The 14,052-nt window shown below is 61.6% G+C and carries 17 protein-coding genes; 14 read left to right on the forward strand and 3 right to left on the reverse strand.

Going from position 1 to position 14,052, the window contains the following annotated elements:
• Positions 1-18: 18 nt before the first annotated feature.
• The 4 genes from AC0Z5Z_RS13680 to AC0Z5Z_RS13695 all read left to right on the forward strand — a co-directional run bounded on the left by AC0Z5Z_RS13680 (position 19) and on the right by AC0Z5Z_RS13695 (position 2,825).
• Positions 19-807 (forward strand): ParA family protein, encoded by a 789-nt coding sequence (locus tag AC0Z5Z_RS13680; RefSeq protein WP_039763606.1) that lies wholly within the window; start codon positions 19-21, stop codon positions 805-807.
• A gap of 91 nt (positions 808-898) precedes the next feature.
• A complete protein-coding gene (locus AC0Z5Z_RS13685) occupies positions 899-1,852 on the forward strand; it encodes a CheW domain-containing protein (protein WP_485611214.1) in 954 nt (317 codons plus the stop codon).
• 90 nt (positions 1,853-1,942) lie between these two features.
• The gene (locus AC0Z5Z_RS13690) at positions 1,943-2,428 is read left to right on the forward strand and encodes a chemotaxis protein CheW (RefSeq protein ID WP_016771050.1); all 486 of its coding nucleotides are present in this window, start codon (positions 1,943-1,945) and stop codon (positions 2,426-2,428) included.
• A gap of 1 nt (position 2,429) precedes the next feature.
• Entirely contained in the window at positions 2,430-2,825 is a 396-nt protein-coding gene (locus AC0Z5Z_RS13695) for a DUF2802 domain-containing protein (RefSeq protein WP_016771049.1), read from the forward strand.
• A 142-nt stretch (positions 2,826-2,967) separates the two neighbouring features.
• On the opposite strand, the gene AC0Z5Z_RS13700 is transcribed toward AC0Z5Z_RS13695, so the two are convergent.
• From AC0Z5Z_RS13700 to fliK, 3 genes are all read right to left on the reverse strand, one after another.
• Positions 2,968-4,362 carry an RCC1 domain-containing protein gene (locus AC0Z5Z_RS13700; RefSeq protein WP_485611215.1) on the reverse strand — a complete coding sequence of 465 codons (1,395 nt, stop codon included), beginning with the start codon at positions 4,360-4,362 and terminating at the stop codon, positions 2,968-2,970.
• Between the two features lie 152 nt (positions 4,363-4,514).
• Positions 4,515-4,844 (reverse strand): EscU/YscU/HrcU family type III secretion system export apparatus switch protein, encoded by a 330-nt coding sequence (locus AC0Z5Z_RS13705; RefSeq protein ID WP_485611216.1) that lies wholly within the window; start codon positions 4,842-4,844, stop codon positions 4,515-4,517.
• Complete coding sequence (gene fliK / locus AC0Z5Z_RS13710; RefSeq protein WP_485611217.1) at positions 4,841-6,415, reverse strand: flagellar hook-length control protein FliK; 1,575 nt, start codon at positions 6,413-6,415, stop codon at positions 4,841-4,843. Before fliK ends, AC0Z5Z_RS13705 begins: the two co-directional genes overlap by 4 nt.
• A 197-nt stretch (positions 6,416-6,612) precedes the next feature.
• Here fliK and ccmA point away from each other — a divergent pair, with 197 nt between their 5' ends.
• From ccmA to AC0Z5Z_RS13760, 10 genes are all read left to right on the forward strand, one after another.
• Entirely contained in the window at positions 6,613-7,248 is a 636-nt protein-coding gene (ccmA, locus tag AC0Z5Z_RS13715) for a cytochrome c biogenesis heme-transporting ATPase CcmA (protein ID WP_073472746.1), read from the forward strand.
• The gene (gene ccmB, locus AC0Z5Z_RS13720; RefSeq protein WP_039763615.1) at positions 7,245-7,913 is read left to right on the forward strand and encodes a heme exporter protein CcmB; all 669 of its coding nucleotides are present in this window, start codon (positions 7,245-7,247) and stop codon (positions 7,911-7,913) included. The genes ccmA and ccmB overlap by 4 nt, the downstream gene beginning before the upstream one ends.
• A gap of 97 nt (positions 7,914-8,010) precedes the next feature.
• Positions 8,011-8,766, forward strand: a complete 756-nt coding sequence (locus AC0Z5Z_RS13725) for a heme ABC transporter permease (RefSeq protein ID WP_150741294.1) — start codon at positions 8,011-8,013, stop codon at positions 8,764-8,766.
• Positions 8,763-8,939, forward strand: coding sequence for a heme exporter protein CcmD (gene ccmD / locus AC0Z5Z_RS13730; protein WP_016771045.1), 177 nt, complete (start codon positions 8,763-8,765; stop codon positions 8,937-8,939). Before AC0Z5Z_RS13725 ends, ccmD begins: the two co-directional genes overlap by 4 nt.
• The gene (ccmE, locus tag AC0Z5Z_RS13735; RefSeq protein WP_016771044.1) at positions 8,936-9,391 is read left to right on the forward strand and encodes a cytochrome c maturation protein CcmE; all 456 of its coding nucleotides are present in this window, start codon (positions 8,936-8,938) and stop codon (positions 9,389-9,391) included. The genes ccmD and ccmE overlap by 4 nt, the downstream gene beginning before the upstream one ends.
• A gap of 3 nt (positions 9,392-9,394) precedes the next feature.
• Complete coding sequence (locus AC0Z5Z_RS13740) at positions 9,395-11,383, forward strand: heme lyase CcmF/NrfE family subunit (protein WP_056783848.1); 1,989 nt, start codon at positions 9,395-9,397, stop codon at positions 11,381-11,383.
• Entirely contained in the window at positions 11,380-11,916 is a 537-nt protein-coding gene (locus AC0Z5Z_RS13745; protein ID WP_024012128.1) for a DsbE family thiol:disulfide interchange protein, read from the forward strand. Before AC0Z5Z_RS13740 ends, AC0Z5Z_RS13745 begins: the two co-directional genes overlap by 4 nt.
• Positions 11,913-12,383: a cytochrome c-type biogenesis protein gene (locus AC0Z5Z_RS13750; protein WP_485611218.1), complete on the forward strand. Its 471-nt coding sequence runs from the start codon at positions 11,913-11,915 to the stop codon at positions 12,381-12,383. The genes AC0Z5Z_RS13745 and AC0Z5Z_RS13750 overlap by 4 nt, the downstream gene beginning before the upstream one ends.
• On the forward strand, positions 12,380-13,579 hold the full coding sequence (gene ccmI / locus AC0Z5Z_RS13755; RefSeq protein ID WP_150636686.1) for a c-type cytochrome biogenesis protein CcmI: 1,200 nt from the start codon (positions 12,380-12,382) through the stop codon (positions 13,577-13,579). Before AC0Z5Z_RS13750 ends, ccmI begins: the two co-directional genes overlap by 4 nt.
• 25 nt (positions 13,580-13,604) lie before the next feature.
• Positions 13,605-14,009, forward strand: coding sequence for a hypothetical protein (locus tag AC0Z5Z_RS13760; protein ID WP_016771039.1), 405 nt, complete (start codon positions 13,605-13,607; stop codon positions 14,007-14,009).
• Positions 14,010-14,052 lie beyond the last annotated feature (43 nt).

The following is a 14,052-nucleotide window of genomic DNA, read 5'->3' on the forward strand; positions in this document are numbered from 1 at the left end:
CCGGGAGGAACGAACTGAATGAGAGTCTGGGCAGTCGCCAATCAAAAGGGTGGTGTCGGTAAAACCACATCCTCCATCGCTCTAGCCGGGTTGCTGGCCGAGGCGGGCAAGCGCGTGGTTGTGGTCGATCTCGACCCGCACGGCTCGATGACCAGCTATTTCGGCTACGACCCCGACAGCCTGGAGCACAGCAACTACGATCTGTTTCTGCACAAGGGCAGCGTGCCGCAAGGCCTGCCGGGGCAGTTGCTGTTGTCGACCAGCGACGAGCGCATTTCCCTGCTGCCATCGAGCACTGCACTGGCCACCCTTGAGCGGCAGTCGCCGGGGCAGAGTGGCTTGGGCCTGGTGATCGCCAAGAGTCTGGCGCAATTGTGGCAGGACTTCGATTACGCGATCATCGACAGCCCGCCGTTGCTCGGTGTGCTGATGGTCAACGCCCTCGCGGCGAGCCAGCAACTGGTGATCCCGGTGCAGACCGAGCACTTGGCCGTGAAAGGTCTGGAGCGCATGGTCAACACCCTGGCGATGATCAATCGTTCGCGCAAACAACCGTTGCCGTTCAGCATCGTGCCGACTTTGTTCGACCGCCGCACGCAGGCGTCGATGGGCACCTTGCGTGTGCTGCGTGACAAATTTCCCGAAGACATCTGGCACGGCTACATCCCGGTCGATACCCGTCTGCGCGACGCCAGCCGGGCGGGCGTCACGCCTTCGCAATTCGACGGCAAGAGCCGTGGCGTGCTGGCCTATCGTGCGCTGCTCAAGCACCTGCTCGCGCAGCAACTTGTTCCGCAGGTGGCCTGAGCATGATCTTTATTCGCTTGCCCGAACCCTGTGGGAGCGAGCCTGCTCGCGAAGCGGACAACGCGGTTTCCCTGTCAGGCGCTGATCACCGATGAACCGCCCAGTGAAACTCACGTCACGTCCGCAACAGGCCTTGCAGTCCTATCTGGCAGACCTGTTGCTCGACCTGCCCGAGGACTTGCCTGCGCCGGTCGAAGCGCCGCCGCCAGTCGTCGAACAGGCGCAGCCTGAAGTGGTGGAAAGCACCGAGGCCATGGACGAGTTCCAGGCCGCGGTGCTGGAAGAACAGGCCCGCGACGCGCAGAAATCCGTCGCTCCAATTGCCGCGCCCGCTGCTGCCCCCGTGGCCAAAGCGCCAGTCGCGCTGATCGACGAACCGCGCGCGCCGCTGTCGACCTTGGCGCCGCTGCTGCAAACGCAATTATTGACCGTGCCGGAACCCGAGCCGGAGCCAGAACCCGCGCCGCAGATTGCGGAGCCGAAGGTGCTGGTCCCGCCGCTGGTCGAAGTGCACCTGCCACCGAACAACCCGCCGCCACCGGTCGAACCCGATGGCCGTCCGGCCTGGGCTGCCGATGCATTCGAATGCTTGCTGTTCGACGTTGCCGGGCTGACCCTGGCGGTGCCGCTGGTGTGCCTCGGCTCGATCTATTCGCTGGCCGGCCACGAGCTGACGCCGCTGTTTGGTCAGCCGGAGTGGTTCCTCGGGATTCTGCCGAGCCAGGCTGGCAACCTGAAAGTTCTGGACACCGCGCGCTGGGTCATGCCGGATCGTTACCGCGATGACTTCCGGCAGGGCCTGCAATACGTGATTTCGGTACAAGGTTACGAGTGGGGGCTGGCAGTGCATCAGGTCAGCCGCTCGTTGCGCCTGGACCCGAATGAAATCAAATGGAGAAGTCACCGGGGTCAGCGGCCATGGCTCGCCGGCACCGTGATCGAGCACATGTGTGCATTGCTTGACGTATCCGCGCTGGCCGAGTTGATCGCCAGCGGCGGGGCAAAGCACTTGAGTGGCAACAAGCCGCTACATAAACCGACATAGCAGCCGACATAACAATCAGGCGATGGCATTTTCCAATGCCACCACACAGAACACACACCGCCCGGGGCGGTTTTTTCGAGGGGTCAGGGTATGAGTAGTCAGGCGTCGAATGCAAAAGGTTCTGAAGATCCGATCCTGCAATGGGTGACCTTCAAACTGGATAACGAAACCTACGGCATCAACGTGATGCGCGTGCAGGAAGTGCTGCGCTACACCGAGATCGCGCCGGTGCCGGGTGCACCGAGCTACGTGCTGGGCATCATCAACCTGCGCGGTAACGTGGTCACCGTGATCGACACCCGTCAGCGCTTCGGCCTGCACAGCGGCGAGATCAGCGACAACACCCGTATCGTCATCATCGAAGCCGACAAGCAAGTCGTTGGCATCATGGTCGACAGCGTGGCCGAAGTGGTTTACCTGCGTCAGTCGGAAATCGAAACTGCGCCGAACGTCGGTAACGAAGAATCGGCCAAGTTCATTCAGGGCGTGTGCAACAAGAACAACGAACTGCTGATTCTGGTCGAGCTGGACAAGATGATGAGCGAAGAAGAATGGTCGGAACTGGAGAGCATCTGATTTGATTCTCGAGGTTGCGGTAATTGTTCTGTTCCTGTTCTGGGCCGGCACGCTGGCGATGTTCGTCTCGTACATCAAGGCGCAGCGAGTGATCGCTGCACAGCAGGCCCAGGGTGATGCGCTGCGTGATCAGCGCATCAAGGAACTGGCCAAACGCGTCGACGACTACCAGAACGGCAACGTGCGCATGGGCGAGGCCCTGCACGAGTTGCGCGCGGTGGTAAGCCCGTTGCCGGACAAGATCGTTGCACTTGAACAACGCGACCCGTCGAGCCTGTCATTCGCCCAGGCGGCGAAACTGGTGGGCATGGGCGCCAGCGTCGATGAACTGACTCAGTCGTGCGGCTTGACCCAGGCTGAGGCGGAGTTGATGCGCAAGTTGCACAAGGGCAGCTAGGGGCTTCAAGCTTCAAGCGGCAAGCAAGATCAAAAGATCGCATCGGAGGCAGCGCCTGCATAAATCTCGTGTAAGCGCTGTCGAAGGCTGCGATCTTTTTTCTCGATTGCATCGCAGGCATAGCGATCCGCAGTTGTCCGGATCAGCTCGCCGAAGTTTTTGTGTAACTGATCAGTTGATACAGGGCTTTCTGCTCACCGTTACCGCCGAAGTCGGCGTTGCCCCAGGCCACTACCCGACGATCTGCCCTGAGTGCCACGAAGGTATCGCCTCCTCCGTACACAGCACGCACGTCAGTGAGCAAATGGGCAACTGCGCTGGTATCGCCGCCGCCGTTCTCTCTTCCCCACGCAACTGCCACGCCGTTGCTGCGCAATGCTACGACCGCGTCTTGGTTGGCATTAATGGCGACAATGTCTCTCAACTGGCGAATGTCTGGCGGAATGTTAACGATATCGCTGGGGAGGGTAGCCCAAGCGTGCACTGAGCCATCCCCGCACAGTACGACAAATCCGGATCCGGAGCCTATGACGTGGACGATGTCGTTGCGACTGGCAATCTCTTCTGGCATGGGCGGCATATGTCCCCATACGACCAGTGCGCCATTGCTTCTGCATGCTGCAAAGGCTGAGCTGTTACTGGCCAGGTCGACGATATCTCTCAGCGCTGCGATGTCCGACGGCACTTGGCCTCCAAGCGATTCATGCCCCCATGCGCGCACTTGGCCATTGTCGCTCAGTACTGCGAAAGCATGAGTCGAGCAAGCCAGTCTGGTTATGTCGGTGAGCAACGCGATATCGTCCGGCAGCTGCGCTGAATGGTCATGATAGCCCCAACAGACGACGTTGCCAGTGCTGCGCAGCGCGGCGAAACCATACTGGCCACCCGACGCTTGCATGATATCGGTCAAATCGGCGATTTCGGGCGGAAGTGCGCCTCCCATCTCGGGCATGCCCCATGCGACAAGCTTGCGCGATTCAAGAAGGGCTACGAAAACATAAGTGCTTCCCGACACCGCGACAACCGTATTCAGCTGTGCGATATCTTCGGGGACGGTCCCGCTGGGCTGAAGTCCCCAAGCGAGGACATTGCCTTGCGCGCGCCGAATCGCAAAGGCTCTCATCCCCGCCGACAACTCTACGACGTCGTGCGCTTCTCTTACCGGTTCCGGCAAAGTGCCGCCGCCATCGACGTGACCCCATGCATGGACTGCCCGGCTGTCCAAAACAGCGCACAGGGCGAATGATGTACCGATAATGTTTGACGGGTTCAGGGTTATCCGTTTCTTGCCCGACCAGACGACCAGTTCCTCATAAGGCCGGACATCGAAAAATTCGCTACCAGTGGCTGGCTGCTTGTCTCCAACATACTGCCACGTGACGTTCAACGGTTTGAGCGTTGAGGCGTCCAGCGCTACAAGTCGCCAGCTGCGCGTGTAGAAGTTGCCAAGACCACCCCGATTGCCGCGTGCGCCCATGACCAGCAGTCCGCCTTCAGCGTTTATCTTCAGGGGCAATTCATCTTTCTCGTTTGGCATGGAATCAATCCCTCGAGATTGTGGACCTGCGGGCAACCTGGTCAGGTCTGGTCCGTAATCAAGCGCTGCGGGATCGGGCATGCGCTACTGTCAGACCTGACAGTAGCGACAAACGGTATATGGCAGGGCGCAGAAGAGACTGCGACTGCGGCTCAGTAGTCATCCCCGCGCGCGGTGATGTCCTTCTCGACCATCGGCGCGTTCGGGTCCTGTCCATCGGGGAATTTGCCCTTCAGATTCCAGGCAAACGCGATGATCTCGGCAATGGTGCGATAGAGCTCTTCGGGAATGCTGTCGCCCAGTTCCATCCGCGCCAACAGGCGCACCAGTTCTGCGTTCTCGTAGATCGGCACTTCGTAATCGCGGGCGATACGCAGGATTTCTTCGGCCAGTTCCTCGTCGCCCTTGGCAGTGAGGGTCGGGGCGTGGTTGCCGTCGTATTTGAGGGCGATGGCCTGGCGTGGGGCGGTGGAATCGTTCATGCGGTTTCGTCGACCCAGCGGTGTTCGAGGCGGGTTTGGTTGCCTTGCGGCGGGGTGCCGTGGTGGCAGTCGAGGTCGCCGACGTTGAGCCCGGAATCGAGCAAGCGCTGGCGCAGGGCGAACAGGTTGTTCTCGATCAGGTCGGCGGTGTACGGCCGCTCGGCCCACAGCTGACTGGACAGGCTGCCGGCGATCAATTGCGCCTGAATCTGCATTGGCCCGAGCGGTTCCAGATCGAAGGCCAGATCGACGCGCCACAATTGCTGTTTGGCTTCGCGTTCATCGCGGCGTTCATGCGGCTGCGGTTCGCGCTCCGGCGCTTCTTCACGCTGGAATTTGACCTGCAACGGCACGATGTCTTGCAAATTGCGCATGGGGATTTCCAGTTGCCAAGTGCTGAGCAGGCGGCCATCGTCGGTGACGCCGGTCTGTTCCAGGCTCGACAACTGATGGCTTTGCAGACGCGACACCGCTGCGGCGGCGAGGCGCAGCAGTTGTTCGAGATCACTTTCGCCTTCGAGTTTCGCCAGCAGTCGTTCGGGCAACGGGAAGCTGCTCGGCACCGGTTTGGCGCTGACCTGGCCGAGGGTGCCGAGGGCGTTCCGGACGAAACTCGGCAGCGCTTGCGCCAGGGTATTGGCGGCGATGATCGCATTGAAATTGGTGTTGCTCGGCAGGCCCGGGGTCAGTTGCGCGATCAGCTTGAGCAGGTCGGCTTTCATGTCCGGGGTGAGAGTCGGGTTTTGTCCGCCGAGCAATTTCGCTTCGAGGAACGCGCCGCTGTTGGCCAAGGCCAGCGCTACGCCTTTGGCGGTGCTCATTTGTTGCACGTCCGGCAGGCTGGCAAGCAGCTTGTCGACCACCGTGCGCAGATCGGCCGAAGTCTGATCGCTGGATGGCGGCAGGTTCTGCAACATCTTCAGCAGACCATCGAGCGAGCCCTGACGACTTTGCTGACCGAGCAATTGCTGACTCACCGCCAGTTGTTCCTGGCGGCTGCTCAGCGGCACGAATTTGAGGGTTTGCGCATCCTGCACCTGCGCCGACAACAAGGTGCCGATGCGCAGCGGTTGCGGGCTGTCGACGGTCAAAGTGCTGCCGCTCAATGCGGTGTTGAGCAGGGTGACCATCGAGCGAAATACCGCCGCTTGCCCCGGCGTCTGCGGCAGGGCCTGCGAGGTCACGACTTTGCCTTGCAGCAGGGTGCCGGCGGGCAATTGCGCGGTATCGATGCGGGTCAGGGTGGCGACGCTGCTGGCAATCGCTTGTTGTACGGTGATCGCCAGATTGCCGGCCGAGGGCTGAGTGATCGCCAGGTTGGTGCCCTGTGGCAACGGCAGGTTGCTGCTGGCCTGCACGGTGGTCTGGCGACCGCTGTCGAGGGTCACTTTGAGCAGCAATTCAAAGGTCTGATCAGCCTGCTTGAGCGACAACACCTCGGCCTTGGCGCTTTGTCCCGCGCCGATCAAGCCTTCGACCGGTGTCAGCAGCTTGAGCAGTTCACCCATCTGCGGGCGAGCGCTCGCCGGCACGGTGGGCGGCAGCGGGAGGATGTTCATTTCGCCTGTCATACGCGGACACAACCTGAGGAAATTGCGCTCTTGAGAGTAAGGCACGGCATGTATAATGCCGCGCGTCGTGCGCTTCGTTCAAAAAACCTGGCAATTGTTTGATCCAGCTCGCCAGATCGAGCGATCAAAGCATCTATGCTGCATCTCTTTAACGGCCGCTCTAGAGCCGACTTGAACCGTATAAGGCCCGTGATCCCTTGACCAGTCCTGTCCTGCAAACCGTTGCCCTGGCGTGTGAACGCGATCTGCGGCTGCTTTTCGAAAACCTCGAATTGCGCCTGGCCAGTGGTGACATGGTGCAGATCAGCGGCCCCAACGGCAGCGGCAAGACCAGTCTTTTACGTCTGCTCGCCGGTTTGATGCAACCCACCGACGGCCAGGTGCTGCTCAACGGTCAGCCGCTGACCGAGCAACGCAGCGAACTGGCGCGAAACCTGTTGTGGATCGGCCACGCTGCCGGGATCAAGGATCTGCTCACTCCCGAAGAAAACCTGTCGTGGCTGTGCGCCCTGCATCATCCCGCCGAACGCGAGGCGATCTGGCAGGCGCTGGCAGCGGTAGGATTGCGCGGTTTCGAAGACGTTCCCTGCCACAGCCTTTCCGCCGGTCAACAGCGCCGTGTGGCGCTGGCGCGGTTGTATCTGGACAGCCCGCCGTTGTGGATTCTCGATGAACCTTTCACCGCGCTGGACAAGCAGGGTGTCGCTCAGTTGGAAGAGCATCTGGCCGGCCACTGCGAACGCGGCGGTCTGGTGGTGCTGACCACCCACCACACCCTGAGCCGCATGCCGGCCGGTTATCGCGACATCGATCTGGGGAAATGGGCGGTATGAGTGTCTTCGGCCTGCTGCTTGCCCGCGAATCGCGACTGCTGTTCCGCCGCCCGGCGGAGCTGGCCAATCCGCTGATTTTCTTTGCCATCGTCATTGCCCTTTTCCCGCTGGCCGTCGGCCCGGAAACTCAAGTCTTGCAAAACCTGTCCCCGGGGTTAGTCTGGGTGGCGGCGTTGTTGTCGGTCCTGCTGTCGCTGGACGGATTGTTCCGCAGTGATTTCGAAGACGGCTCGCTGGAACAGTGGGTCCTTTCGTCGCACCCGCTGCCGCTTCTGGTCCTGGCCAAGGTGCTGGCACACTGGCTGTTCTCCGGTCTGGCACTGGTGCTGCTGTCGCCGTTGCTGGCGCTGATGCTCGGCTTGCCCGCTGCGTGCCTGCCGGTGCTGCTGCTGTCGTTGCTGTTGGGCACGCCGGTGTTGAGCCTGCTCGGCGCAGTCGGTGCGGCGCTGACGGTCGGCCTGAAGCGCGGCGGGCTGTTGCTGGCGCTGCTGATTCTGCCGTTGTACATCCCGGTGTTGATCCTTGGCAGTGGCGCGTTGCAAGCGGCGTTGCAAGGCATGCCGGCGACTGGATACCTGTTGTGGATGGCCAGCCTCACAGCGCTGGCGATCACCCTGACACCCTTTGCAATAGCCGCTGGCCTGAAGATCAGCGTCGGCGAATAATAATGAGGCCTGGTCAAAAATTGACCACTTCTTCCAGAAGAAAGGCATGACCCTCTGCCAGCTCGCGATGATGAGCGGCAACCGTGATGGAAACAGTATGAACTGGACCTGGTTTCACAAGCTCGGCTCGCCCAAGTGGTTCTACGGCATCAGCGGCAAGTTCCTGCCGTGGTTGAGCATTGCAGCATTGCTGCTGATCGGCGTTGGCGTGATCTGGGGCCTGGCGTTCGCGCCGCCGGACTACCAGCAAGGCAACAGCTTTCGCATCATCTATATCCACGTGCCAGCGGCGATGCTCGCCCAGTCGATCTACGTAATGCTCGCGGTGTGCGGCGTAGTCGGGCTGGTGTGGAAAATGAAGCTGGCCGACGTTGCCCTGCAATGCGCCGCACCGATCGGTGCGTGGATGACCGCCGTGGCGCTGGTCACCGGGGCGATCTGGGGCAAGCCGACCTGGGGCTCGTGGTGGGTGTGGGATGCGCGCCTGACCTCGATGCTGATTCTGCTGTTTCTGTATTTCGGTGTGATCGCGCTGGGCAATGCCATCAGCAACCGCGACAGCGCCGCCAAGGCCTGCGCGGTGCTGGCGATCGTTGGCGTGATCAACATTCCGATCATCAAATACTCGGTGGAGTGGTGGAACACCCTGCACCAGGGCGCGACGTTCACACTTACGGAAAAACCGGCGATGCCAGCGGAAATGTGGCTGCCGCTGCTGCTGACAGTGCTGGGTTTCTACTGCTTCTTCGGCGCCGTGCTGTTGCTGCGCATGCGGCTGGAAGTACTCAAGCGCGAGGCCCGCGCCAGTTGGGTGAAAGCCGAAGTGCAGCAGAGTCTGGAGGCGGCACGATGAGTTTTGCTTCATTCGGCGATTTTCTCGCCATGGGCCATCACGGCCTGTATGTCTGGTCGGCCTACGGCATCTGCCTGGCGGTGCTGGCCCTCAACGTAGTGGCGCCGATTGCGGCGCGCAAGCGTTATCTGCAACAAGAGGCGCGTCGTCTGCGCCGGGAGAACGGCAAGTGAATGCGCTGCGCAAAAAACGTCTGATCATCATTCTGGCGATTCTGGTCGGAGTGGGCGCTGCTGTCGGCCTGGCCCTGAGCGCGTTGCAGGAAAACATCAATCTGTTTTACACACCGACGCAGATCGCCAACGGCGAAGCGCCGCAGGACACGCGCATCCGCGCTGGCGGCATGGTCGAGGCCGGTTCGCTGCAACGCTCCAAGGATTCGCTGGACGTCAAATTCGTCGTCACCGATTTCAACAAATCCGTGACCATCGCCTATCGCGGCATCCTCCCGGATCTGTTCCGCGAAGGGCAGGGCATCGTTGCCCTCGGTAAGCTCAACGCTGATGGCGTAGTGGTCGCCGATGAAGTGCTGGCCAAGCACGACGAGAAGTACATGCCGCCGGAAGTGACCAAAGCGCTGAAGGACAGCGGTCAATCCGCACCGACGCCTGTGAAGGAGGGTTGATCGATGGCTGCTGCACTGTTTATTCCCGAGCTGGGCCATTTGGCGATGATCCTCGCCCTGTGTTTTGCACTGGTCCAAGCGCTGGTGCCGATGCTCGGCGCGTGGCGCGGCGACCGCTTGTGGATGAGCCTGGCGCAACCGGCTGCGTGGGGCCAGTTCGCCTTTCTGCTGTTTGCCTTTGGCTGCCTGACCTATGCGTTCATGACCGACGATTTCTCCGTCGGCTACGTGGCGATGAACTCCAACAGCGCGCTGCCCTGGTACTACAAATTCAGCGCGGTGTGGGGCGCCCACGAAGGTTCCCTGCTGCTGTGGGCGTTGATCCTCGGCGGCTGGACCTTCGCCGTGTCGGTGTTCTCCCGGCAGTTGCCGCAAGTCATGCTCGCCCGCGTCCTGGCGGTGATGGGCATGATCAGCACCGGTTTCCTGCTGTTCCTGATTCTTACCTCGAACCCGTTTTCGCGGATCCTGCCGCAGATTCCCGCGGACGGTCGCGACCTCAACCCGTTGCTGCAGGACATTGGCCTGATCGTGCATCCGCCAATGCTGTACATGGGCTATGTCGGTTTCTCCGTGGCGTTCGCGTTTGCCATCGCCGCGCTGCTCGGCGGGCGTCTCGATGCGGCGTGGGCGCGCTGGTCGCGGCCATGGACCATCGTCGCCTGGGCCTTCCTCGGCATCGGCATCACCCTCGGTTCGTGGTGGGCGTATTACGAACTCGGCTGGGGCGGCTGGTGGTTCTGGGACCCGGTGGAAAACGCCTCGTTCATGCCATGGCTGGTCGGCACCGCGTTGATTCACTCGCTGGCGGTCACCGAGAAACGCGGCGTGTTCAAGAGCTGGACGGTGTTGCTGGCGATCGCCGCGTTCTCGTTGAGCCTGCTCGGCACTTTCCTCGTACGTTCAGGCGTGCTGACTTCGGTGCATGCCTTCGCTTCGGATCCCGAGCGCGGCGTGTTCATCCTGATTTTCCTGCTGTTCGTGGTGGGCGGTTCGCTGACCCTTTTCGCCCTGCGCGCGCCAGTGGTGAAAAGCCAGGTCGGGTTCAATCTTTGGTCACGGGAAACCTTGCTGCTGGGCAACAACCTGGTGCTGGTTGTCGCTGCATCGATGATCCTCCTTGGGACCTTGTATCCGCTGATTCTTGATGCCATCAGTGGCGCCAAGCTGTCGGTCGGCCCGCCTTACTTCAATGCGTTGTTCATTCCGTTGATGGCGTTGCTGATGCTGGTCATGGCGATCGGCGTGATCGTGCGCTGGAAGGACACGCCAGTGAAATGGCTGGCGAGCATGCTCACTCCGGTGCTGCTCGGCAGCGTCGCATTGGCCGTGGTGGCCGGCGTGGCTTATGGCGATTTCAACTGGGCAGTGATCGCGACGTTCCTGCTGGCGGCGTGGGTGTTGCTTGCCGGTGTGCGCGATTTGTTCGACAAGACGCGGCACAAAGGTCTGATCAAAGGTTTGCCGACGCTGACCCGCAGTTATTGGGGCATGCAGATCGCCCACCTCGGCATCGCCGTGTGCGCGCTGGGCGTGGTGTTGTCGAGCCAGAACAGTGCCGAACGCGACCTGCGTCTGGCGCCGGGCGAGTCGATGGATCTGGCCGGCTATCAATTCGTCTTCGAGGGCGCGAAGCATTTCGAAGGGCCGAATTTCACCTCGGACAAAGGCACCATCCGCGTCATTCGTGACGGCGAGGAAATCAGCGTGCTGCACCCGGAAAAGCGTCTGTACACCGTGCAGAACTCGGTGATGACCGAAGCCGGGATCGATGCCGGTTTCACTCGCGATCTCTACGTCGCCCTCGGCGAGCCGCTGGATAACGGCGCCTGGGCCGTGCGCGTTCACGTCAAACCGTTCGTGCGCTGGATCTGGTTCGGCGGCTTGCTGACCGGATTGGGTGGTTTGCTGGCGGCGCTGGATCGGCGTTATCGGGTCAAGGTGAAAAGCAAAGTGCGCGAAGCGCTGGGCATGACGGGAGCGGCGGCATGAGGCGTTGGTTGATGTTGTTGCCGTTGGCGATTTTTCTGCTGGTGGCGGTGTTTCTCTATCGCGGCTTGTACCTGGATCCGGCGGAGCTGCCGTCGGCGATGATCGACAAGCCGTTCCCGGAGTTTTCCCTGCCGAGTGTGCAGGGTGACAAGACGCTGACCAAGGCCGACATCCTCGGCAAACCGGCGCTGGTCAATGTCTGGGGCACTTGGTGCATTTCCTGCCGGGTCGAGCATCCGGTGCTGAACAAACTTGCCGAGCGCGGCGTGGTGATCTACGGCATCAACTACAAGGACACCAATGCCGACGCCTTGAAATGGCTGGCCGAGTTTCACAATCCGTATGCGCTGGATATTCGTGACGACGAGGGTTCGCTGGGCCTCAACCTCGGTGTCTACGGCGCGCCGGAAACCTTCTTCATCGACGCCAAAGGCATCATCCGCGACAAGTTCGTCGGGGTGATCGACGAGCAGGTCTGGCGCGAAAAACTCGCGGCCAAGTATCAGGCGCTGGTCGATGAGGCCAAGCCATGAAGCGTTTTCTCGCTGCGGTCGTGTTGGGTTTGAGCCTGGCCGGTGTCGCCCACGCGGCCATCGATACCTACGAATTTGCCAAAGAGGGTGACCGCGAGCGTTTCCGCGAGCTGACCAAGGAACTGCGCTGCCCCAAATGCCAGAACCAGGACATCGCCGACTCCAACGCACCGATTGCCGCCGACCTGCGCAAAGAGATTTTCCGCATGCTCGGCGAGGGCAAGGACAATCAGCAGATCATCGACTTCATGGTCGATCGCTACGGTGATTTCGTCCGCTACAAACCGGCGCTCAATGCCAAGACCGCGCTGCTGTGGTTCGGTCCGGCCGGATTGCTGCTCGGTGGTTTCGTGGTGATCGTGCTGATCGTGCGCAGGCGTCGCGGGCAACGCGCCGAAACGCCGTCATCGCTGTCTGCCGAAGAACGTCAGCGCCTCGACCAACTGTTGGATAAAAACCAAGAATGATTGATTTCTGGCTCGCCGCAGGGCTGTTGCTTCTGGTCGCCCTGAGTTTTCTGCTGATCCCGGTACTGCGCGAACGCCGCGCTCAGCGGGAAGAAGATCGCACCGCGTTGAACGTCGCGCTGTACCAGGAACGGGTTGCCGAGCTGCAAGCGCAGCAGGCCGAAGGCGTGCTCGACGCCGCGCAACTGGACAGCGGCCGCGCAGAAGCCGCGCGTGAATTGCTCGCTGACACCGAAGGCGTCACCGCACCGCGTGTCTCCCGCCTGGGCAAGCCGTTGCCGCTGCTGGCCGCCGTGTTGGTACCGGTGCTGGGTCTCGGTCTGTACCTGCATTTCGGCGCCGCCGACAAGGTCGAACTGACCCGCGAATTCGCTCAGGCACCGCAGTCGATGGAAGAGATGACCCAGCGTCTGGAACGTGCGGTCGCCGCACAACCGGATTCCGCTGAAGGTCTGTATTTCCTCGGCCGTACCTACATGGCTCAGGACCGTCCGGCAGACGCGGCGAAGATGTTCGAACGCGCCGCCAACCTCGCCGGTCGCCAGCCGGAACTGCTCGGCCAGTGGGCGCAGGCGCAGTATTTTGCTGACGGTAAAAAGTGGTCGGAGCAGATTCAGAAACTGACCGACGAAGCGCTGAAGGCCGATCCGAAGGAAGTTACCAGCCTCGGCCTGCTCGGCATCGCCGCGTTCGAAGGCGAGCGTTATCAGGAGGCCATCGACTACTGGAATCGCCTGCTCGCGCAACTGCCGCCGGATGACAACTCTCGCGCTGCGCTGCAAGGCGGCATCGAGCGTGCCGCCGAACGCTTGAAAGCCAGCGGCGGCAAAGTTGCCCAGGCACAGGCGCCGAAAGCGGCATTGCTGACAGTCAGCGTTGATCTGGCCAGCGAACTCAAGAGCAAGGTGCAACCGGGCGACAGCGTGTTCATCTTCGCCCGCGCCACTTCTGGCCCACCGGCGCCGCTGGCGGCCAAACGCCTGACCGTCGCCGACCTGCCGGTGACCGTCGAACTGGGCGATGCCGACGCGATGATGCCGCAGTTGAAACTGTCCAACTTCCCTGAAGTCCAACTGGTTGCGCGCATCTCACGAGCCGGTCAACCGACTGCCGGTGAGTGGATCGGTCGCAGCGGCCCAGTGGCCAGCAGCACCACCGCGCCACAAAAACTGACTATCGACAGCCCGGACAAGTAACCGGACCCAACAGGAAAGCACCGCCATGCACACCATCGCCCGCATCACAGTCCTCACACTGGCCCTGGGCTTGAGTGCATGTGCGGTACAACGCCCGGAACCGACCACCAGCCTGCCGCCAATCCCGCCCTCGCAGCCAAGCCCGACCCCGTCGACCTCGCCGAGCCCCGGCAAGAGCATCCCGGCCAAACCCGCCAAGCCCGTGCCCCGCACCTCGGCCAGCTTCGCCCCGCCACCGGGCGGCAACAGCCACTGGGACCAGAAGCTCGGCGTCTACGTGCTCGACGACCAGACCAACACCTTCTACCGCCAGCGCACCTACTACCGCTGGAACAACGGCTGGAGCCGCTCGGTCAGCCCCAACGGCCCGTGGGAAGACACCAACATCCACGGCGTCCCGCCGGGGTTGGGCAAGAAGTTCGGGCAGTGAGAGAAACGGCGATCCTGGGATCGCCGTTTTTTTTGCGTCTGAT

This window comes from Pseudomonas sp. 1L-E-NC-VB-C3 (genome assembly GCF_057291535.1).

Coding starts and splice junctions, on each gene's coding strand:
- AC0Z5Z_RS13750 (WP_485611218.1), top strand. CDS start 11,913: ATGAAGCGTTTTCTCGCTGCGGTCGTGTTGGGTTTGAGCCTGGCCGGT.
- ccmI (WP_150636686.1), top strand. CDS start 12,380: ATGATTGATTTCTGGCTCGCCGCAGGGCTGTTGCTTCTGGTCGCCCTG.
- AC0Z5Z_RS13705 (WP_485611216.1), bottom strand. CDS start 4,844: ATGAACGATTCCACCGCCCCACGCCAGGCCATCGCCCTCAAATACGAC.
- ccmD (WP_016771045.1), top strand. CDS start 8,763: ATGAGTTTTGCTTCATTCGGCGATTTTCTCGCCATGGGCCATCACGGC.
- AC0Z5Z_RS13680 (WP_039763606.1), top strand. CDS start 19: ATGAGAGTCTGGGCAGTCGCCAATCAAAAGGGTGGTGTCGGTAAAACC.
- AC0Z5Z_RS13725 (WP_150741294.1), top strand. CDS start 8,011: ATGAACTGGACCTGGTTTCACAAGCTCGGCTCGCCCAAGTGGTTCTAC.
- AC0Z5Z_RS13700 (WP_485611215.1), bottom strand. CDS start 4,362: ATGCCAAACGAGAAAGATGAATTGCCCCTGAAGATAAACGCTGAAGGC.
- AC0Z5Z_RS13760 (WP_016771039.1), top strand. CDS start 13,605: ATGCACACCATCGCCCGCATCACAGTCCTCACACTGGCCCTGGGCTTG.
- fliK (WP_485611217.1), bottom strand. CDS start 6,415: ATGACAGGCGAAATGAACATCCTCCCGCTGCCGCCCACCGTGCCGGCG.
- AC0Z5Z_RS13690 (WP_016771050.1), top strand. CDS start 1,943: ATGAGTAGTCAGGCGTCGAATGCAAAAGGTTCTGAAGATCCGATCCTG.
- ccmB (WP_039763615.1), top strand. CDS start 7,245: ATGAGTGTCTTCGGCCTGCTGCTTGCCCGCGAATCGCGACTGCTGTTC.
- AC0Z5Z_RS13740 (WP_056783848.1), top strand. CDS start 9,395: ATGGCTGCTGCACTGTTTATTCCCGAGCTGGGCCATTTGGCGATGATC.
- AC0Z5Z_RS13745 (WP_024012128.1), top strand. CDS start 11,380: ATGAGGCGTTGGTTGATGTTGTTGCCGTTGGCGATTTTTCTGCTGGTG.
- AC0Z5Z_RS13685 (WP_485611214.1), top strand. CDS start 899: ATGAACCGCCCAGTGAAACTCACGTCACGTCCGCAACAGGCCTTGCAG.